At 65.4% G+C, this 17,257-nt stretch carries 18 protein-coding genes and 4 tRNA genes; 9 read left to right on the top strand and 13 right to left on the bottom strand.

Going from position 1 to position 17,257, the window contains the following annotated elements; genetic code table 11:
• Positions 1 to 45: 45 nt before the first annotated feature.
• The 4 genes from DN824_RS04185 to ttcA all read right to left on the bottom strand — a co-directional run bounded on the left by DN824_RS04185 (position 46) and on the right by ttcA (position 3,058).
• Positions 46 to 681 (bottom strand): C40 family peptidase, encoded by a 636-nt coding sequence (locus DN824_RS04185; RefSeq protein WP_138407088.1) that lies wholly within the window; start codon positions 679 to 681, stop codon positions 46 to 48.
• A 61-nt stretch (positions 682 to 742) separates the two neighbouring features.
• Positions 743 to 1,516, bottom strand: coding sequence for an NAD-dependent deacylase (locus DN824_RS04180; RefSeq protein ID WP_138407087.1), 774 nt, complete (start codon positions 1,514 to 1,516; stop codon positions 743 to 745).
• A gap of 36 nt (positions 1,517 to 1,552) precedes the next feature.
• Positions 1,553 to 2,224 carry a DNA-3-methyladenine glycosylase I gene (locus tag DN824_RS04175; RefSeq protein WP_138407086.1) on the bottom strand — a complete coding sequence of 224 codons (672 nt, stop codon included), beginning with the start codon at positions 2,222 to 2,224 and terminating at the stop codon, positions 1,553 to 1,555.
• Positions 2,225 to 2,233: 9 nt separating this feature from the next.
• Positions 2,234 to 3,058, bottom strand: a complete 825-nt coding sequence (ttcA, locus tag DN824_RS04170; RefSeq protein WP_138407085.1) for a tRNA 2-thiocytidine(32) synthetase TtcA — start codon at positions 3,056 to 3,058, stop codon at positions 2,234 to 2,236.
• Between the two features lie 120 nt (positions 3,059 to 3,178).
• On the opposite strand from ttcA, the gene DN824_RS04165 reads away from it, so the two are divergent.
• The 4 genes from DN824_RS04165 to DN824_RS04150 all read left to right on the top strand — a co-directional run bounded on the left by DN824_RS04165 (position 3,179) and on the right by DN824_RS04150 (position 5,867).
• Positions 3,179 to 3,775 (top strand): DNA-J related domain-containing protein, encoded by a 597-nt coding sequence (locus DN824_RS04165; protein ID WP_138407084.1) that lies wholly within the window; start codon positions 3,179 to 3,181, stop codon positions 3,773 to 3,775.
• Positions 3,776 to 3,903: 128 nt separating this feature from the next.
• A complete protein-coding gene (locus DN824_RS04160) occupies positions 3,904 to 4,503 on the top strand; it encodes a Yip1 family protein (RefSeq protein WP_138407083.1) in 600 nt (199 codons plus the stop codon).
• 156 nt (positions 4,504 to 4,659) lie between these two features.
• On the top strand, positions 4,660 to 5,325 hold the full coding sequence (locus DN824_RS04155) for a Yip1 family protein (RefSeq protein ID WP_138407082.1): 666 nt from the start codon (positions 4,660 to 4,662) through the stop codon (positions 5,323 to 5,325).
• 47 nt (positions 5,326 to 5,372) lie between these two features.
• A complete protein-coding gene (locus DN824_RS04150) occupies positions 5,373 to 5,867 on the top strand; it encodes a SprT family zinc-dependent metalloprotease (protein WP_138407081.1) in 495 nt (164 codons plus the stop codon).
• A gap of 12 nt (positions 5,868 to 5,879) precedes the next feature.
• Here DN824_RS04150 and DN824_RS04145 read toward each other — a convergent pair whose 3' ends face one another.
• Positions 5,880 to 7,067, bottom strand: a complete 1,188-nt coding sequence (locus tag DN824_RS04145) for an MFS transporter (RefSeq protein WP_138407080.1) — start codon at positions 7,065 to 7,067, stop codon at positions 5,880 to 5,882.
• Positions 7,068 to 7,312: 245 nt separating this feature from the next.
• On the opposite strand from DN824_RS04145, the gene DN824_RS04140 reads away from it, so the two are divergent.
• From DN824_RS04140 to DN824_RS04130, 3 genes are all read left to right on the top strand, one after another.
• The gene (locus DN824_RS04140; RefSeq protein ID WP_138407079.1) at positions 7,313 to 8,107 is read left to right on the top strand and encodes a dienelactone hydrolase family protein; all 795 of its coding nucleotides are present in this window, start codon (positions 7,313 to 7,315) and stop codon (positions 8,105 to 8,107) included.
• A 108-nt stretch (positions 8,108 to 8,215) separates the two neighbouring features.
• Entirely contained in the window at positions 8,216 to 8,656 is a 441-nt protein-coding gene (locus tag DN824_RS04135; RefSeq protein WP_138407078.1) for a hypothetical protein, read from the top strand.
• On the top strand, positions 8,653 to 9,057 hold the full coding sequence (locus tag DN824_RS04130) for an META domain-containing protein (RefSeq protein WP_414718349.1): 405 nt from the start codon (positions 8,653 to 8,655) through the stop codon (positions 9,055 to 9,057). The genes DN824_RS04135 and DN824_RS04130 overlap by 4 nt, the downstream gene beginning before the upstream one ends.
• Positions 9,058 to 9,393: 336 nt before the next feature.
• Here the strand turns inward: DN824_RS04130 and dinB are convergent, their stop codons facing one another.
• Positions 9,394 to 10,449, bottom strand: a complete 1,056-nt coding sequence (dinB, locus tag DN824_RS04120; protein WP_138407076.1) for a DNA polymerase IV — start codon at positions 10,447 to 10,449, stop codon at positions 9,394 to 9,396.
• A 102-nt stretch (positions 10,450 to 10,551) separates the two neighbouring features.
• Between dinB and DN824_RS04115 the strand changes: the two genes are divergently transcribed.
• Positions 10,552 to 10,809, top strand: coding sequence for a hypothetical protein (locus tag DN824_RS04115; RefSeq protein WP_138407075.1), 258 nt, complete (start codon positions 10,552 to 10,554; stop codon positions 10,807 to 10,809).
• Positions 10,810 to 10,813: 4 nt separating this feature from the next.
• Here DN824_RS04115 and DN824_RS04110 read toward each other — a convergent pair whose 3' ends face one another.
• The 7 genes from DN824_RS04110 to uvrB all read right to left on the bottom strand — a co-directional run bounded on the left by DN824_RS04110 (position 10,814) and on the right by uvrB (position 15,711).
• Positions 10,814 to 11,263 carry an acyl-CoA thioesterase gene (locus DN824_RS04110; RefSeq protein WP_138407074.1) on the bottom strand — a complete coding sequence of 150 codons (450 nt, stop codon included), beginning with the start codon at positions 11,261 to 11,263 and terminating at the stop codon, positions 10,814 to 10,816.
• Positions 11,264 to 11,510: 247 nt separating this feature from the next.
• Positions 11,511 to 11,586, bottom strand: a tRNA-Glu gene (locus tag DN824_RS04105).
• A gap of 45 nt (positions 11,587 to 11,631) precedes the next feature.
• Positions 11,632 to 11,707: transfer RNA gene (locus DN824_RS04100), tRNA-Ala, on the bottom strand.
• A gap of 42 nt (positions 11,708 to 11,749) precedes the next feature.
• Positions 11,750 to 11,825 (bottom strand) — tRNA-Glu (locus DN824_RS04095).
• 63 nt (positions 11,826 to 11,888) lie between these two features.
• A tRNA-Ala gene (locus DN824_RS04090) sits at positions 11,889 to 11,964 on the bottom strand.
• Positions 11,965 to 12,115: 151 nt separating this feature from the next.
• Positions 12,116 to 13,597: a glutamate--tRNA ligase gene (gene gltX / locus DN824_RS04085; protein WP_138407073.1), complete on the bottom strand. Its 1,482-nt coding sequence runs from the start codon at positions 13,595 to 13,597 to the stop codon at positions 12,116 to 12,118.
• A 98-nt stretch (positions 13,598 to 13,695) separates the two neighbouring features.
• Complete coding sequence (gene uvrB / locus DN824_RS04080; protein ID WP_138407072.1) at positions 13,696 to 15,711, bottom strand: excinuclease ABC subunit UvrB; 2,016 nt, start codon at positions 15,709 to 15,711, stop codon at positions 13,696 to 13,698.
• 242 nt (positions 15,712 to 15,953) lie between these two features.
• On the opposite strand from uvrB, the gene DN824_RS04075 reads away from it, so the two are divergent.
• Positions 15,954 to 17,168, top strand: a complete 1,215-nt coding sequence (locus DN824_RS04075; protein WP_138407071.1) for an amino acid aminotransferase — start codon at positions 15,954 to 15,956, stop codon at positions 17,166 to 17,168.
• The last annotated feature ends 89 nt before the right edge of the window (positions 17,169 to 17,257 follow it).

Genomic DNA, 17,257 nt, shown 5'->3' with positions numbered 1-17,257 from the left:
AAGACCAGGAGCAGCGGCGCAGAGCACCGCCGTGATTACAGAAGATTACGGATGCCGCGCGATCACCTGGCTCGACGGCGCCGACGCGAGGATGCGCTTGGCTTCCATGAAGCTGGCGCGCCAGTAGGCATCGTCCAGGCTGTCGACACGAACGCCGCCGCTGCGGCGGCTGGCCGAATGGATGAACTGGTCGTCGCCGATGTAGATGCCCGCATGGCTGACACGACCGCGACCACGGTTGTTGAAGAAGACGATGTCGCCGGGGACGAGCTGATCGCGGCGTATCCTGGGGGCGTCCAGCTTGATCATCTCGCCGGTGGAGCGAGGCAGCTCGATCCCGGTCTCCTTGCGGAACACGAAACCGACGAAGCCGCTGCAGTCGAAGCCGGTCTTCACCGAACGGCCGCCGTAGCGGTAAGGCGTGCCCACCAGGCCGAAGCCGCGCTCGAGAACGCTGTCGGCCAGCTGCGGCAGCCTGTAGTCATGGTCTTGGTCGAAATCGCCGACCTGCACCTCGGCAGGCGCTTCGGGCAGTTCGGAAAGCTTGAGCTTGGCCGGACCGACCGCGGCGCGGATCGGTTGGGCGGTGGCACCGCTGTCGGGGGTCTGGGGCGCCGTCGCGCAGGCGCCCAGCAGAGCAAAGAGTGCGAAAGGCACGAGGGGTGCGAAGCGTTTGAGCATGGGCACGACCGTGTCTGGGAAATTGAAGGTGGCGCGACTATGCCTTCAATGGGGTCGATGATCAATTTCTATCACGGGAAATGTGACCAAGTGCGTGCGGCAAAACGTCTGCCGCGCTCGCGGCGAGACGTACGTCGAAAATGCCCGAGAGCTCCGTTTCGGCCGGGTTGATCTCGGCGGTGAAGCCGCCCTGCTGGCGGGTTCGCAGGATCGGCTCGACGATGTAGGGAAAGCTCGCCGTGGTGCCCACCGCCAGTACCACATCGAAGCCCCGCACGACTTCACGCTGCAGCGTCTCGAGCGCCTGCGCCGGCAGCATCTCCTCGAAGAGCACCACCGGCGGTCGCAGCACCCCGCCACACTGCGCGCAGCGTGGCGGCAGCGGCCGGCCCAGATGGGCGTCGAGCTCGGGGTCCGGGCTACCGCAGCGCTGGCAGAACAAGGGCTGCAGCTCGCCGTGGATCTCGATCAGCCGCTCGGGCGGGCTACCGGCGGCGCGGTGATAACCATCGATGTTCTGGGTCAGGACCCAGCAGCCGGGCGCACGTCGCTGGTAATCGGCGATGGCGTGATGGCCGGCGTTCGGCCTCGCCCCCAGGCAAGCCTTGCCCAGTTCGGCCAGGTACTTCCAGCACAGCGCCGGGTCGCGGGCCAGCATCGGCCCGGACAGCGCGGCCTCGATGGGCAGGCCTTCGGCCGTATGACCGTTGTACAGACCACCCAGCCCGCGATAGGTCGGCAGCCCCGAATCGGCCGAAAGGCCCGCGCCGGTGATGATCAGCGTGCGTTCGGCCTGGCCAAGGGCCTCGACCAGGCGTGCAATGTTCCGCTCCATGGCGGCTCCTTCGGGTGAAGAGCGCACGCCGACCGCTCAGTGGTTGACCGTGTGCGCCAGCATGAACGATAGCTGGCAGAGCGGGCGCCCGCTCTGGGTCTGCCATTCGTTGAAGGCGGCCTGGACCGCGGCGAGGTCGCGCTGACTGGTCGCCGCCTTGTCGATGATCCCCTGGGCGCTCAGCGCCGCCACCACGTCCTGAGTAGTGACGAAGGTGTCCTTGCCGACCATGCGCAGAAAGCGCGGCGCCGACAGCCCGCCCATCTGGTTGCCGTGCTTCGCCAGGTAGCGCCAGAGCCCGACGATGTCGGTCACGGGCCAGTCGGCGATCAGCGCGGCGAAGCTGCCCCGCTCCCGCTGCACGTCGAGGATGAGCTGCGCGTTGCGCGGCACGCTCTTGAGCTTGCCCAGGTGGCGGATCAGCCGGGCGTCCTGCATCAGCCGCTCGATGTGCTCGCCGCCCATCAGCACCGCCTTGTGCGGATCGAAACCGAAGAACGCCTGCTCGAAGGCCGGCCACTTGGCATCCACCAGGCTGTGCTTGAGTCCGGCACGGAAGATGCGCAGGCTCAGTTGCGACAGGTAACGGTCGTCGGGGATGGCCCTGAGCTGCTCGGGGGTCAGCGGCTGCGGCAGACGCGCCTCCAGCGCCGCGGCCGAGCCGAAGCGGTTCAGGCAGTACTCATGCAGCCATTTATAGTCGCGCATCGGCCTGCCTTACAGACTCATCACGTCGAGGAAGCGCGGCGTCGCGCTGTCGTCGATCCTGAGGCTCTGGAAGTCGAAGAGGTTGCGATCGGCCAGCTGCGAGGGCACCACGTTCTGCAAGGCGCGGAACATGATCTCGGTGCGTCCGGGGCTCTTGCGCTCCCACTCCTGCAACATCTCCTTGACCACCTGGCGCTGCAGGTTTTCCTGCGAGCCGCAGAGGTTGCACGGGATGATCGGGAACTCCCGGATCCGCGCGTAGGCTTCGATATCGGCCTCGTTGCAGTAGGCCAGGGGGCGAATCACCACGTTGCGCCCGTCGTCGGACAGCAGCTTGGGCGGCATGGCCTTCAGGGTGCCGCCGTAGAACATGTTGAGGAAGAAGGTCTCGAGGATGTCGTCGCGATGGTGCCCGAGGGCCATCTTGGTCGCGCCGATCTCGTCGGCGTAGGTGTACAGCGTCCCGCGGCGCAGGCGCGAACACAGCGAGCAGGTGGTCTTGCCCTCGGGGATCTTCTCCTTGACCACCGAGTAGGTGTCCTTCTCGATGATGTGGTACGGCACCCCTACCGATTCCAGGTACTGCGGCAGCACGTGCTCGGGGAAGCCGGGCTGTTTCTGGTCCATGTTCACCGCGACGATCTCGAAGCGGATCGGGGCCACCTTCTGCAGATAGAGCAGCACGTCGAGCATGGTGTAGCTATCCTTGCCGCCGGACAGGCAGACCATCACCTTGTCGCCGTCCTCGATCATGTTGAAATCGGTGACGGCTTCGCCGGCGAGACGACGGATGCGTTTCTGCAGTTTGTTCTGGTTGACCGAAAGGGTGCCCATGGTGCTCAGGAATCCGGGAATAGTGCGAAAGGCGCGCATTTTACGCACAAACGTGCCGCGCCCCTACCCCATCGACTGGCCGACCGTCCGCTGCCGCGCCGCCCGTGCTAGGCTGCATCGATGAACAAGGACCTACCCCCGGAGCTGGAGCTCCCCGACCAGTTGCTGATACTCCTGCGCGAGCAGCCCCAGGGCTGCGGCGAATACCAGCTCATCCAGCAGCTCAAGAGCCGTCACAGCACGCGCATCCCGAACCTTCCGCTGACGGACAAGCTGGTGCTGTTCCGTACGCACTTCCTGGTGTTCAACGCCCTCTACCTGCTGCGAGACCGCCTGCTGGCCGAACGCTCGGCGCAGCTGTCGATCTCCCCGCTGTGCATCCAGCTGCTGCCCTACGCCGAAGGCAGCGACGAGGTGGCGCTCCAGGACCCGCTGCGCACGTACTACCTGGACCTGAGCAACCTGCGCGACACCCGCGAGGAAGACGTCGAGAAGCTGCTCGAAAGCTTCTGGACGCGCATGCAGGGCGGCGACGAAAAGCGTGCGGCGCTGGAACTGTTCGAACTCGACGCGGCGCCGCAGCCGCTGACCCTCGCGGCCATCAAGCTGCGCTACCGGCAGCTGGTCAGCCTGCATCATCCCGACCGAGGCGGCAGCACCACGCGCCTGCAGTCGATCAACCTGGCGATGGAAATATTGCAGCGCTATTACCGCTGAACCGCTAGCTTCGAAACGCTCTAACCCACGCCGCACGCGGCGTGCCCGGCTTCCTATACTGCGACACAAGGTCGCACGCCGGGGACGATTGGTTACGCGCGCGACCTCCTACCAAGAGGAGAGTCTGCATGATCAATCATGTATGGGGCCTGTTCACGCATCCGGGCCAAGAGTGGCAACAGATTCGCGGGGAAGAAGAGACCATCAGCCACATGTACCTGACCCATGTGCTGATACTGGCCGCGATTCCGGCCGTTTCCGCCTACATCGGCACAACGCAGATGGGCTGGAGCATCGGCGGCGGCACACCGGTGAAGCTCACCGAATCGAGCGCCTTCCAGCTCACGCTGATGTCCTACCTGTGCATGCTCGCCGGCGTTGCGGTGATGGGCGCCTTCATCCACTGGATGTCGCGCACCTACGATTCCAACCCGACCTTCTCCCAGTGCGTGGTGTTCGCCGCCTACACGGCAACGCCCCTGTTCATCGGTGGCCTCGCGGCGCTCTACCCGCACCTGTGGCTGGGCATGCTGGTGGGCACCGCCTCGATCTGCTACACGGTGTACCTGCTCTACGTGGGCATGCCGACCTTCATGAACATTCCGTCCGACGAGGGCTTCCTGTTCTCCAGTTCGGTGCTGGCGGTGGGGCTGGTCGTGCTGGTGGCCATCATCGCCGTGTCGGTCATCACCTGGGGCATGGGGATCGGCCCGGTCTACGTGCGCTGACCGCCATGATCCCGCCAACGGGCCGCCTTGCGCGGCCCGTTTCATTGTCGCACCCGCACCGGCAACGAAACCCTCGCTTCATCTGCCGTTCTAAACAGCATCACCGGCCTGCGAACCGAATCGCATGACGGCTCCCGAAGGCAGATGGAGAGTCCAATGATCCCGCACCTGTTTACCCTGATGACCAAGCCTGAAAAGGCCTGGGCGGACATTCGCCGCGACGAGGCGAAGAACAGCTCGAAGTACATTCCCCACCTGCTGCTGTTCACCCTGCTGCCGGCGATCTGCATGTTCATCGGTACCCGCTACGTCGGCTGGAGCCTGGTCGATGCGGAGCGCATCCGCCTCGATACCCGCAGCGCACTGCTGCTGAGCGGGCTGATCTACATCACCATCATCCTCGGCACCTTCATCATGGGCCTGCTGCTGCGCTGGCTGTCGCGCCACTTCGAATCCCGCGCGACCTTCAACCAGTGCGTGGGCTTCGTGGCCTACATCATCAGCCCCTTCCTGATCGCCGGGCTGGGCGCGCTCTATCCGACGCGCTGGATGGCCATCTTCGTGCTGCTCGCCGCCGGCGCCTATTCGACCTACCTGCTGTTCATCGGCCTGCCCAGGTTCATGCACATCGACAAGCGCAAGACCTTCTTCTACGGCGCCTGCACCTGGGGCATCGGCTTGCTGGTGCTGGTCAACCTCAAGGTGCCGATGATCCTGTTCTGGGTGCTGGCCCTCGACCCCACCTACGAGCGCACCGTCCAGGAAGCCCAGAGCTACGGCACCCAGGACGAGCGACCCCAGGAAGAGCCAGGCGGTCTGTAAGGGCTGCCCGCTTTTGGCATAATCGCGGCCTGCCTGGAGCCCCGATCATGCCCGAACGCCTGCTGGCCCGTGTGGAGAGCTGCTATCAGCTCGCCGAGGCCTTTTTCAAACAGCCCTTTGCCCGCCCCGAGGTCAGCCTCAAGCTGCGCGGGCAGAAGGCCGGCGTCGCGCATCTGCAGCAAAACCTGCTGCGCTTCAACGCCCAGCTCTACGAACAGAACCGCGAGCATTTCCTGCACCAGACGGTGGCGCACGAAGTCGCCCACCTGGTCGCCCACCAGCTGTTCGGCCCGCACATCAGGCCCCACGGGGAAGAATGGCAGCTGATCATGCGCGGTGTGTACGAGCTGCCCCCCGACCGCTGCCACACCTACGAAGTGCCCCGCCGGCGCGGCACCCGCTACCTTTACCGCTGCGACTGCGCCGAACAGGAGTTCGCCTTCACCGCGCAGCGCCACGCGCTGGTGGCCAAGGGACGGCGCTACATCTGCCGGCGCTGCCGGGCCACGCTGACCTTCAGCGGACGGCAACGCGAGGAATGAGCCCGCGTGGCGCTATGGCAAGCGTCGCGCCAGTCCACCAGCGAGCACGAACAGGCCCGCCAGCGCGGCGACCAGCGCCAGCCAGCCGGCATGCTCCCAGATGTAGCCACCCAGGTAGCCCACCAGGCTCGACCCCAGGTAATAGGCGAACAGATAGAGCGCCGAAGCCTGCGCCTTGGCGCCCTGGGCGTGATAGCCCACCTGCCCGCTGGCCACCGCATGGGCCGCGAAGAATCCCAGGGTGAACAACCCCAGCCCGAGGATGATGGCCGCCAGCCACGGCGTCGCGCAGAGACCGACGCCGACCAGCATCAGCGCGACCCCCAGCAGCAACACCTGTCGCGCGCCGAACCGCGGCACCAGCCGCCCTGCCCAGCCGGCACTGAGGATGCCCGCCAGGTAGACGGTGAACAGCAGACCGATGACGGTGGAAGACAACCTGAACGGGTCCCCCGCCAGGCGAAAGCCGATGTAGTTGAACAGGGCGACGAAGCCGCCCATCAGCAGGAAGCCGAGCAGAAACAGCCGGCGCAGTATGGGGCTGCGCAGGTGAGCGGCGAAGTTGCCGGCCAGCCCGCGCAGCGACAGCGGCTGGGCCTTGAAATGCCGGGAAGCCGGCAGCAGCCAGAAGAACAGTGCAAGCGACAGCAGGGCCATTGCGGCGATGCCACCCAACGCCAGTTTCCAGCCACCGATATCGCTGAGCAGGCCGGCCAGGAGCCGACCGAGCAACCCGCCCAGCGCCGTCCCACCGATGTACAGACCCATCGCCGCGGGCAGCGATGCGGGCTCGAATTCCTCGCCGACGTAAGCCATCGCCAGCGCCGGCAACCCGCTCAGCGCCACCCCGAGCAGCGTGCGCAGGATCAGCAGCAGCTGCCAGGACTCGACCAGCACGCAGGCCAGCCCGAGCAGGCATGAAAGTCCCAGCGCGGCGGCCATCACCGGCTTGCGCCCCCAGGCTTCGCCCAGCGCGCCGGCGACCAGCAGGCTGACCGCGAGACTGAGCGTGCTCAGCGACAACACCAGACTGCTGCTGGCCGCCGACACCCGGAACGCCGAAGCGAGGGACGGCAACAGGGGCTGCACGCAGTACAGCAGCGCGAAGGTGGCGAAACCTGCACAGAACAACGCCAGCGTCGCCCGCCGATAGGCTGCCGTGCCCTGCCTGAGGTGGGTCGTGTCAGTGGGAGTTGCCATGGGCGTCCGGTCTCCGTCGAGCAGGCAAAAAAACGCGCGCAACCTACCACAGACCGCACCGCAGGTGGCATGTGCGGTGCGATCGCGCCAATGACTTGCCGGACACCTGCCCCTGCGAAGGACCGCGCCACACCACCGACCACCGTCGCATAAACTCATCCCTTGGCCGAAACCCGCGCCACCGGCAACAGTCCAACAGCGGCCCGCCCTGCCCGGGCGGGCCATGACCCAAGGGAGACACTTCGATGCGCCTACGCCTGCTCAGCCTGCTGATGACCTTCAGCGCGCTCGCCCACGCCGAGATCCAGACCCAGGAAATCCCCTACACGGCGGCCGACGGCACGCGGATGATCGGCTATTACGCCTATGACGACGCCATCGAAGGCGCGCGCCCCGGCATCGTCGTGGTCCACGAATGGTGGGGCCTGAACGACTATTCCAAGCGCCGCGCGCGGGACCTGGCCGAACTGGGCTACAGCGCCCTGGCTATCGACATGTACGGCGAAGGCAAGAACACCGAGCATCCCAAGGACGCGATGGGCTTCATGGAAGCCGCGCTGGCCAATGCCGACGCCGCCAAGGGCCGCTTCAACGCGGGCCTCGAACTGCTCAAGGCACAGCCGCAGACCGACGCGTCCCGGCTCGGTGCCATCGGCTACTGCTTCGGCGGCAAGGTAGTGCTGGACATGGCGCGCCAGGGCGTTCCGCTCGATGGCGTGGTCAGCTTCCACGGCGCCCTCGCCACCGCCACGCGGGCCGCTCCGGGTAGCGTGAAGGCGCGGGTATTGGTCGAGCACGGCAGCGAAGACAGCATGGTGAGCGAAGACGACATCGGCGCGCTCGCCACCGAGATGGTCAAGGCCGGCGCCGACTTCCAGTTCGTCAGCCTGCCCGGCGCCAAGCACGGCTTCAGCAACCCGAACGCCGACGCCCATGCCGGCCACGGCCTGGACCTGGGCTACGACAAGCAGGCCGACGAGCGCTCCTGGGCCGATATGCAGCGCTTCTTCGAGACCACCTTCGCCAGCAAGCGCCTTTGAGCGCCGCCGGCCGAGCCGCCGCCCGCGGCCCGGCCGCCGCAGCGTGACGGGGTTCGCCGTGCTAGCATGACGAACCCCGCAGTCGTTGCTGCTTGCTAGTCGATCGAAATGGCCGAACACGATTTCCGCTACACCCTGCTCAACCCCGCCCATACCTTGAGTGAATGCCGCGCACTGGCGCCTGGACGCTACCAGGTCACCGGAACCGGCGGCTCCGTTCGCGCCGGCGACACCCTGCTGGTCACCCTCAAGGGCAGCCGCGAACTCTCGCAGCGCCTGACCGTCGAGAAGGTCCGCCACCTGATCAATCCACCCGGCCAATGGCTGGCGGTCGCCAAGGGCCCGGTGTTCCGCGAACTGGAAATCCTCAACTGGCAGGTCGACTGCGACAGCTGCGGGAAGCGCCTGGACTTCGAATTCGCGGTCGATGCGGCCTTGGGCGAAGCCGCCCGCAAACCGGCCGCCGAAGCGCGCATCGCCGAGCTCGGCTGGGCGAGCGTCGCGCAAGGCAAGCACCTGTGCGGCACGTGCCGGACGCAGCAGTCATGAGATCGGTGGCCCTCGCGCTTTCACCGCTGGTGTTCGGACTGGGCGGCTGCGCAACCGAGCCCACGTCGCTGCAGGAGAACCTCACCTACGCCGCCGAATGGATCGGTGACGAACCGGTGATCGGCCGGACCCAGCTCACGCTGGTCCTGTCCGAAGGCCGCGCGTATGGCAACGGCGGCTGCAACCACTGGTTCGGCAGCTACGTGCGTGACGGCGAGCAGCTTCGCTTCAGCGAACTGGGCAGCACGCGCCGCGCCTGCGGCGAAGCGATCATGGCGCAGGAGCGACGCTTCCTCGACACCCTCGGCCAGGTCCAGCGCTGGGACATCTCCAACCTCGACCAGCTGCGCCTGTGGCCCGCCCAGGGCGCCCCCATCCGCCTGTGGCCGGCCGAGGAGTGACGTGCGCCATTCTCGCGCATTCCCATGAGCCGCTGCGCCATCCAGGCGCCTCAGCAAGCCCCCTGAAAGCCGCTGGACGAAGCGCCATCCCTGCCCATGTCGGCTCGCGAGCACCGCTCAGTCGCCGCCCGGACAGGGGCAAACGCCAAACGCCGGGGCCTGCGGACGATCCACAGGCCTCAAGGCTCGATTGATTCCCCATCCGAACGAAACTGGCACAACCCCTGCATTAGGACCTGTAACCAGTTTCGGGGACCTTGGTACAGGCAGGCCGGGGATTCCCCTCTTTTATCGCAATGCGAAAGGGCCGCTCGATGCGGCCCTTTTCGTTCCCGCTCAAAACAGCCGCAGCTGCTCGAAGCGATCACGCAGATCGACCAGCCGAACCCCGACCCCCAGCAGCCTCACCGGCTTGCCGCCGCGCGCGAAGGCGGTGGCCATCAGCGAGGCGTAGTCTTCGAGCGCGAGCCCCGCCCCGCTCTGCTCCAGCGTGGTCTGGGTGAAGTCGTGGAACTTCACCTTGACGAACGGCTTGCCCGGCCGGTAACCGCTGTCCAGCCGCGCCAGACGCTTCTCCAGATCGCCCAGCAGCTCGGGAAGGCGCATCAGGCAGGCGTTGAGGTCGGGCAGGTCGCGATCGTAGGTCTGCTCGACGCTCACCGACTGGCGCCGGCTCTCGACCTGAACGGGACGCTCGTCGATCCCCCGCGCCAGCCCCCAGAGCCGTTCGCCGAAGGCGCCGAACTCGCGTACCAGGTCCAGCCGTTTCCACTCGCGTAGATCGCCGCAGTCCCGAATTCCCAGCCTCGACAGTTTTTCCGCCGTCACCTTGCCCACGCCGTGCAGCTTGGCCACCGGCAGCACGCGCACGAAATCGTCCACCTGATCGGGCGTGATGACGAACAGGCCGTCGGGCTTTTTCCAGTCACTGGCGATCTTGGCGAGAAACTTGTTCGGCGCCACGCCCGCCGACACCGTGATGCGCAACTGCTGCCAGACCCGTCGGCGAATGTCCTGGGCGATGCGTGTCGCACTGCCGGAAAAATGCTCGCATCCGCTGACGTCGAGAAAGGCTTCGTCCAGCGACAGCGGCTCGATCTGGTCGGTATAGGTGCGAAAGATCGTGTGGATTTCCTGCGAGGCTTCCCGGTAGGCCTCGAAGCGAGGCTTGATGATCAACAGGTCAGGACACAACTTCAGGGCATGCGCCGAGGCCATGGCCGAACGCACGCCAAAGGCGCGTGCCTCGTAGTTGCAGGTCGAGATCACCCCACGCCGGTCGGCCGAGCCGCCCACGGCCAGCGGGCGCTGCGCCAGGCTCGGGTCGTCGCGCATCTCGATCGCCGCGTAGAAGCAATCGCAATCGACGTGAATGATTTTTCGCTGCGTCATCGAAGCTTGCGCAAGACCTGATCGGGTGGAACGAACAATTTCTGACTGCCCGGGTCGGTTAAATAGACGCGTCCTCTTCGTCACCGCGTCAGGAGATCGACCATGAACATGATAAAGCTTGGCGCGCTTGTCCTAGCGGCCTCTTTTTCCAGCGAGCTGCTCGCTCAGCAGGGCAGCGGCACCCAGACCCAGGGCAGCGCTATGCAGGAAACCCACACCGACCGCGATGTCGACGTCCATGACCGCGACCCCGACGGGGTGAGCACCAAGATGCGCAACGAGGTCCAGGAGGACTGGCGCGAGGATGCCCAGCAGCGCCGCGAGAGCGACGCGAAGCGCCCCGAACAGGGTGGCGGCTAGCGCTTCACAACTCCAGCGGATAGGGCTGGACCAGCGCCTTGCCGTATCCCTCGACGAACTCCGGTGGCATCCGCCTTGGCCTGCCGCTGGAGAGCTCGATGCAGACGAAGGTGGTCAGCGCGCTGACCAGCGTCACATCGTCCGACGGGCGAACCAGCTGGAAGCTGCGCTTCATCTTCAAGCGCTGATCCGAATCCACGATCCAGGTCGCCAGCTGCAACCGGTCCCCTTCATAGGCTGCCGCCAGGTAGTCGATCTCATGGCGAAGCACCGCCATGGCCCGGTCGAGGCGCCGGTAATCGTCCAGCCCCAGCCCCAGATGCTGGGAATGCTCCCAGGCGCAGCGTTCGAGCCATGACACGTAGACCGCGTTGTTGGCATGTCCCAGCCCATCGATATGCTCGGCGCCGACTTCGATGTCGATGATGAACCCGTCGGCCTTCTGAAAGATCATGCGAACCTCGCGTGCAGATATGTGAGCGGTCGTGGCGTCGGAAGCGGCGCGAGAGCGCCACGGAACAGACCGCGCGCCCCGGCGATGTCCCGCCCGATCGGCCTACCCTAGCAAACCCGCAGCGTCCGAGGGCCGTCGATAAAGGCAGCGAATACCTGACACCCTCGACCGCCTGAATCGCAGGCAAAACAAAAAGGGCCATCTCGTGAGAAATGACCCTTTGGCACCCAAAACGGGCAAATAAAACTGGCGTCCCCTAGGGGACTCGAACCCCTGTTACCGCCGTGAAAGGGCGGTGTCCTAGGCCACTAGACGAAGGGGACGAAACCTTCGAGATGCATCCATTACCGCCGGACGCACCGTGGAATTGGTGGAGCTAGACGGGATCGAACCGTCGACCTCTTGCATGCCATGCAAGCGCTCTCCCAGCTGAGCTATAGCCCCGAATTTACGTCTCTCGACGTGCAGTGCAAGCACTGCGAAAAGTGGCGTCCCCTAGGGGACTCGAACCCCTGTTACCGCCGTGAAAGGGCGGTGTCCTAGGCCACTAGACGAAGGGGACGCAATCCCTTCTGAAACGCAACCCGCCGGCAGGCGGGTTGGTGGCAATTCGTTATCCGAGATTTGGTGGAGCTAGACGGGATCGAACCGTCGACCTCTTGCATGCCATGCAAGCGCTCTCCCAGCTGAGCTATAGCCCCATCTCAAGGACGGGGCGCATATTAGGGTCGGACCCGGGCAGTGTCAATGATATTTTTTCCAACGCGCAAAAGATTTTTGGCAGCAGAACAAATACTTAACGAAACGCCCGGCACCTCAGCGGTGATTTCCAGCGAACCGACCGCTCGTCGCTCACGCGATGGAGGCGAAGAGCTTTTCCCACTCCTTGGTTTCTTTCTTCGATGCGCTGCCGAGCAGCTCCAGCGCCTGACGCAGCCGGAAACGCGTCAGGTCCGGCCCGAGGATTTCCATCGCATCGAGCACCGACACCGAACTCGCCTGGCCGGTGATGGCAGCGAACATCAGCGGCATGACGTCGCGCAGCTTGAGCTGCAGGTGCTCGGCCACCGCCTGGATCGAGCCGGTAATGCACTCCTTGTCCCACTGGCGCAGCGCTTCCAGCTTCCACAGCGTCAGCTGCATGAGCTGGCGCACCTGGGTGGCATCGAGCTTCTTGTGCTCGAACAGCGAGGCGTCCAGGGGCAGTGCCCCGGCAAAGAAGAACCCGGCCAGCGGCGCGATCTGGCTGAACGTCTCCACCCTGCCCTGCACGTGGGGGGCGATCTTCATCAGGTAGTCGGGGTTGAGCGCCCACTTCTGCACTTCGCCGGCAAAGGCCTCGACGCTCAGCTCGCGAATCCACTGGCCGTTCAGCCAGGAGAGTTTTTCCATGTCGAAGATCGGCCCGCCCAGCGAGACGCGATTGATGTCGAAATGCTCGATCATCTCGTCCAGGGTGAACTTCTCCCGCTCGTCCGGCATCGACCAGCCCATGCGCCCCAGGTAGTTGAGCATCGCCTGGGGCAGGAAGCCCATCCGCTCGTAGAAGGTCACCGAGGTCGGGTTCTTGCGCTTGGAAAGCTTGCTCTTGTCCGGGTTGCGCAGCAGCGGCATGTAGCACAGCTGCGGCTGCTCCCAGCCGAAGTATTCGTACAGCTTGATCAGCTTGGGCGCCGACGGCAGCCACTCCTCGCCGCGCAGGACGTGGGTGATGCCCATCAGATGATCGTCGACCACGTTGGCGAGGAAGTAGGTGGGCAGCCCGTCGGCCTTCATCAGCACCTGCATGTCCATGCGGTCCCAGCCGATCTCGACGGTGCCGCGCAGCATGTCCTGGACCTGGCAGACGCCTTCGCTCGGCACCTTCATGCGGATGACATGGGATTCGCCGGCCGCGATGCGGCGCTGCGCCTCGGACGGCGCCAGGTGCATGCAATGGCCGTCGTAGCGCGGGGTTTCCTTGTTGGCCATCTGCTCGGCACGCACCTGGTCGAGACGCTCGGCGCTGCAGAAGCAGGGAAAGGCATGACCCTTGGCGACCAGTTCGTCCGAGTAGCGCTTGTAGATCTCGCCCCGCTCACTCTGCCGGTACGGCCCGTGCGGCCCACCGACGTCCGGGCCCTCGTCCCATTCGATACCCAGCCAGCGGAGGGCGTCATAGATCTGCTGCTCCGACTCACGGGTCGAGCGCAGCTGATCGGTATCCTCGATGCGCAGGATGAACTGCCCGCCGTGCTGACGGGCGAAACAGAGGTTGAACAAGGCGATGTAGGCCGTGCCGACGTGGGGGTCACCGGTGGGCGAAGGCGCGATGCGGGTACGAACGGTGGTCATTGGATTCTCTGGATCGACAGCGGGAAGGCACCGCCCCGTCGGCGGCGCCGTAAAGCCGCGATGGTAACAGGCACCCGCCCGCTCGCTCCACAGGCGCCCTAGACCTGCAACAGCCGCTCACGCAGCTTGTGGATCTCGTCGCGGGCCTGGGCCGCGGCCTCGAACTCGAGATCGCGCGCCAGCGAGAGCATCTTTTCCTCGAGCTGGCGAATGCGCCTGGTGATCTCGCTCGGCGAGCGCAGCTCGTTCTCGTAGCGCGCGCTCTCCTCCGCCGCCTTGGCCTCGCCGCGCCGCTTCTTGCTGCGCGAACCGGGCACCGTGGCGCCCTCGAGGATGTCGCGCACATCCTTGGTCACGCCCTGGGGCGTGATGCCATGGGCCTCGTTGAAGGCGATCTGCTTGGCGCGGCGTCGTTCGGTCTCGTCGATGGCACGCTGCATCGACCCGGTCATGTTGTCGGCGTAGAGGATCGCCCGCCCCTTCAGGTTCCGGGCCGCCCGCCCGATGGTCTGGATCAGCGAACGCTCCGAGCGCAGGAAGCCTTCCTTGTCGGCATCGAGAATCGCCACCAGCGACACCTCGGGCATGTCCAGACCTTCGCGCAACAGGTTGATCCCCACCAGCACATCGAAGGTGCCGAGCCGCAGGTCACGGATGATCTCGACGCGCTCGACGGTGTCGATGTCCGAATGCAGATAGCGCACGCGTACATCGTGATCGCCCAGGTAGTCGGTCAGATCCTCGGCCATCCGCTTGGTCAGGGTCGTGACCAGCACGCGTTCCTCGTTGGCAACGCACTTGCGGATCTCCGACAGCAGGTCGTCGACCTGGGTCAGCGCCGGGCGCACCTCGATCTGCGGATCGACCAGACCGGTGGGGCGCACGACCTGCTCGACCACCCGTCCCGCGTGCTCGGCCTCGTAGGGCCCCGGGGTCGCCGAGACGAAGATCGTCTGCGGGCTGACCGCCTCCCACTCGTCGAAGCGCATGGGCCGGTTGTCCAGCGCCGAGGGCAGACGGAAGCCGTACTCCACCAGCGTCTCCTTGCGCGACCGGTCGCCCTTGTACATGGCGCCGACCTGGGGAACGCTCACGTGCGACTCGTCGATCACCAGCAGCGCATCGGCCGGCAGGTAGTCGTACAGGGTCGGCGGTGCCTGCCCGGGCTCGCGCCCCGACAGGTAGCGCGAGTAGTTCTCGATGCCGTTGCAGTAACCCAGTTCCATGATCATTTCCAGATCGAAACGGGTGCGCTGCTCGAGCCGCTGGGCCTCGACCAGCTTGTTGTTCGAGCGCAGGTATTCGAGCCGCCCCTTGAGCTCTTCCTTGATCCGCTCGACGGCGTCGAGCAGCGTCTCACGCGGCGTCACGTAATGGCTCTTGGGGTAGAAGGTGTAGCGCGGCAGCTTGCGGATCACTTCGCCGGTGAGCGGATCGAAGGCCGACAGGCTCTCCACTTCATCGTCGAACAGCTCGATGCGGATCGCTTCCAGGTCCGATTCGGCCGGATACACGTCGATCACGTCGCCCCGCACCCGGAAGGTGGCGCGGGCGAAATCCATCTCGTTGCGGGTGTACTGCAGGTCGGTGAGCCGCCGCAGCAGCGCGCGCTGGTCGAGACGATCGCCGCGGTCGATGTGCAGCACCATTTTCAGGTACGTCTCGGGGCTGCCCAGGCCGTAGATGCACGACACGGTGGTGACGATGATCGCGTCCGGCCGCTCCAGCAGCGCCTTGGTCGCCGACAGGCGCATCTGCTCGATGTGATCGTTGATCGAGGCGTCCTTCTCGATGAAGGTGTCCGACGAGGGTACGTAGGCTTCCGGCTGGTAGTAGTCGTAGTAGGAAACGAAGTACTCGACCGCATTGTTCGGGAAGAATGCCTTGAACTCGCCGTAGAGCTGCGCGGCGAGCGTCTTGTTTGGCGCCAGCACCAGCGTCGGCCGCTGCACGTGCGCGATGACGTTGGCGATGCTGAAGGTCTTGCCCGAGCCGGTTACCCCCAGCAACGTCTGGTGGGACAGACCGGCCTCGATACCTTCGATCATCTGCCGGATGGCTTCCGGCTGATCGCCGGCCGGCTTGAAACGCGTGACCAGTTCGAACTGGGACATATCGACCTCGTTGAGATGGCCACACCGCGCCAGGAATCAGCGACGCAGCGGGCAAGACACATGGCGACGAACGAGAAGCACAGCCGCCCCCGGCCAGGCCCCAATCGATCAGATAATCGCCGGCGGCATGTCGCGGCGGGCGAACTTGATCGCTATAATACCGCCCCGTTTGCGCACCGCCCTAGCGCCGAAGCGAGGGTGCTGCTCCGTCACCTTTCCTCTTCTCTTCGAGCCCTCCCACCATGAGTTTGTTCTCTGCTGTCGAAATGGCGCCGCGCGACCCGATCCTGGGCCTCAACGAAGCCTTCAATGCCGATACACGGCCGAACAAGGTCAATCTCGGGGTGGGCGTCTACTACAACGAGGAAGGTCGGATTCCCCTGCTGCGGGCCGTCGCCGAAGCGGAGAAGGCACGCCTGGCGGTACAGGCCCCGCGCGGCTACCTGCCCATCGACGGCATCGCCTCCTACGACGCCCTCGTGCAGAAGCTGATCTTCGGCGAAGACTCGCCGCTGCTGGCCGAAGGCCGCGTCGTCACCACCCAGGCCCTGGGCGGCACCGGTGCACTGAAGGTCGGTGCCGACTTCCTCAAGCGGCTGCTGCCGGATGCGACCGTCGCCATCAGCGACCCCAGCTGGGAAAACCACCGCGCCCTGTTCGAGTCGGCCGGCTTCCCGGTGAAGAACTACCGCTACTACGCGGCGGCCAGCCATGGCATCGATCTGCCGGGCCTGCTCGAGGACCTCAACGCGCTCCAGCCCCGTTCGATCGTGGTGCTGCACGCCTGCTGCCACAACCCCACCGGGGTCGACCTCGACCTCGCGGACTGGGAGCAGGTGCTCGAGGTGATCAAGGCGCGCGGCCATGTGCCCTTCCTGGACATCGCCTACCAGGGATTCGGCGACAGCATCGAGGAAGACGCAGCCGCGGTGCGCCTGTTCGCAGACGCCGGCGTGCCGTTCCTGGTCTCCAGCTCCTTCTCCAAGTCCTTCTCACTGTACGGCGAGCGCGTCGGCGCGCTGTCGCTGGTCACCGACAACCGCGAAGAAGCCTCGCGCGTGCTTTCACAGGTCAAGCGGGTGATTCGCACCAACTATTCCAACCCGCCGACCCACGGCGCCACCGTGGTCGCGAGCGTATTGAGCAGCCCCGAGCTGCGCGCGCTCTGGGAACAGGAACTGGGCGAAATGCGCAGCCGCATCCAGAAGATGCGCCTGGCCATGGTCGAGCAGCTGCGTGCCAAGGGCGCCCTGCAGGAATTCGGTTTCGTCAGTGCGCAGCGCGGCATGTTCTCCTACTCCGGCCTGAGCGCCGAGCAGGTCGAGCGTCTGCGTACCGATTTCGGCGTCTACGCGATCGGCACCGGCCGGATCTGCGTCGCGGCGCTGAATCAGCACAACCTCGACCACGTGACCAATGCGATCGTCGAGGTCATCGAAGCGCTTCCACGGGGTTGACTTCCCCTTTGTAAACAGTAGGATACGCATCGTTGTTCCGCGATAGCTCAGTCGGTAGAGCAAATGACTGTTAATCATTGGGTCCCTGG

The sequence above is a fragment of the Stutzerimonas nosocomialis genome (assembly GCF_005876855.1).
Classification (GTDB): domain Bacteria; phylum Pseudomonadota; class Gammaproteobacteria; order Pseudomonadales; family Pseudomonadaceae; genus Stutzerimonas; species Stutzerimonas nosocomialis.
This window is presented reverse-complemented; position numbering and strand designations above follow the sequence as displayed.

What these genes read in the sequence shown, in the direction of transcription:
- DN824_RS04185 (WP_138407088.1), bottom strand. Translation starts at nt 681, where the DNA reads ATGCTCAAACGCTTCGCACCCCTCGTGCCTTTCGCACTCTTTGCTCTG.
- DN824_RS04180 (WP_138407087.1), bottom strand. Translation starts at nt 1,516, where the DNA reads ATGGAGCGGAACATTGCACGCCTGGTCGAGGCCCTTGGCCAGGCCGAA.
- DN824_RS04175 (WP_138407086.1), bottom strand. Translation starts at nt 2,224, where the DNA reads ATGCGCGACTATAAATGGCTGCATGAGTACTGCCTGAACCGCTTCGGC.
- ttcA (WP_138407085.1), bottom strand. Translation starts at nt 3,058, where the DNA reads ATGGGCACCCTTTCGGTCAACCAGAACAAACTGCAGAAACGCATCCGT.
- DN824_RS04165 (WP_138407084.1), top strand. Translation starts at nt 3,179, where the DNA reads ATGAACAAGGACCTACCCCCGGAGCTGGAGCTCCCCGACCAGTTGCTG.
- DN824_RS04160 (WP_138407083.1), top strand. Translation starts at nt 3,904, where the DNA reads ATGATCAATCATGTATGGGGCCTGTTCACGCATCCGGGCCAAGAGTGG.
- DN824_RS04155 (WP_138407082.1), top strand. Translation starts at nt 4,660, where the DNA reads ATGATCCCGCACCTGTTTACCCTGATGACCAAGCCTGAAAAGGCCTGG.
- DN824_RS04150 (WP_138407081.1), top strand. Translation starts at nt 5,373, where the DNA reads ATGCCCGAACGCCTGCTGGCCCGTGTGGAGAGCTGCTATCAGCTCGCC.
- DN824_RS04145 (WP_138407080.1), bottom strand. Translation starts at nt 7,067, where the DNA reads ATGGCAACTCCCACTGACACGACCCACCTCAGGCAGGGCACGGCAGCC.
- DN824_RS04140 (WP_138407079.1), top strand. Translation starts at nt 7,313, where the DNA reads ATGCGCCTACGCCTGCTCAGCCTGCTGATGACCTTCAGCGCGCTCGCC.
- DN824_RS04135 (WP_138407078.1), top strand. Translation starts at nt 8,216, where the DNA reads ATGGCCGAACACGATTTCCGCTACACCCTGCTCAACCCCGCCCATACC.
- DN824_RS04130 (WP_414718349.1), top strand. Translation starts at nt 8,653, where the DNA reads ATGAGATCGGTGGCCCTCGCGCTTTCACCGCTGGTGTTCGGACTGGGC.
- dinB (WP_138407076.1), bottom strand. Translation starts at nt 10,449, where the DNA reads ATGACGCAGCGAAAAATCATTCACGTCGATTGCGATTGCTTCTACGCG.
- DN824_RS04115 (WP_138407075.1), top strand. Translation starts at nt 10,552, where the DNA reads ATGAACATGATAAAGCTTGGCGCGCTTGTCCTAGCGGCCTCTTTTTCC.
- DN824_RS04110 (WP_138407074.1), bottom strand. Translation starts at nt 11,263, where the DNA reads ATGATCTTTCAGAAGGCCGACGGGTTCATCATCGACATCGAAGTCGGC.
- gltX (WP_138407073.1), bottom strand. Translation starts at nt 13,597, where the DNA reads ATGACCACCGTTCGTACCCGCATCGCGCCTTCGCCCACCGGTGACCCC.
- uvrB (WP_138407072.1), bottom strand. Translation starts at nt 15,711, where the DNA reads ATGTCCCAGTTCGAACTGGTCACGCGTTTCAAGCCGGCCGGCGATCAG.
- DN824_RS04075 (WP_138407071.1), top strand. Translation starts at nt 15,954, where the DNA reads ATGAGTTTGTTCTCTGCTGTCGAAATGGCGCCGCGCGACCCGATCCTG.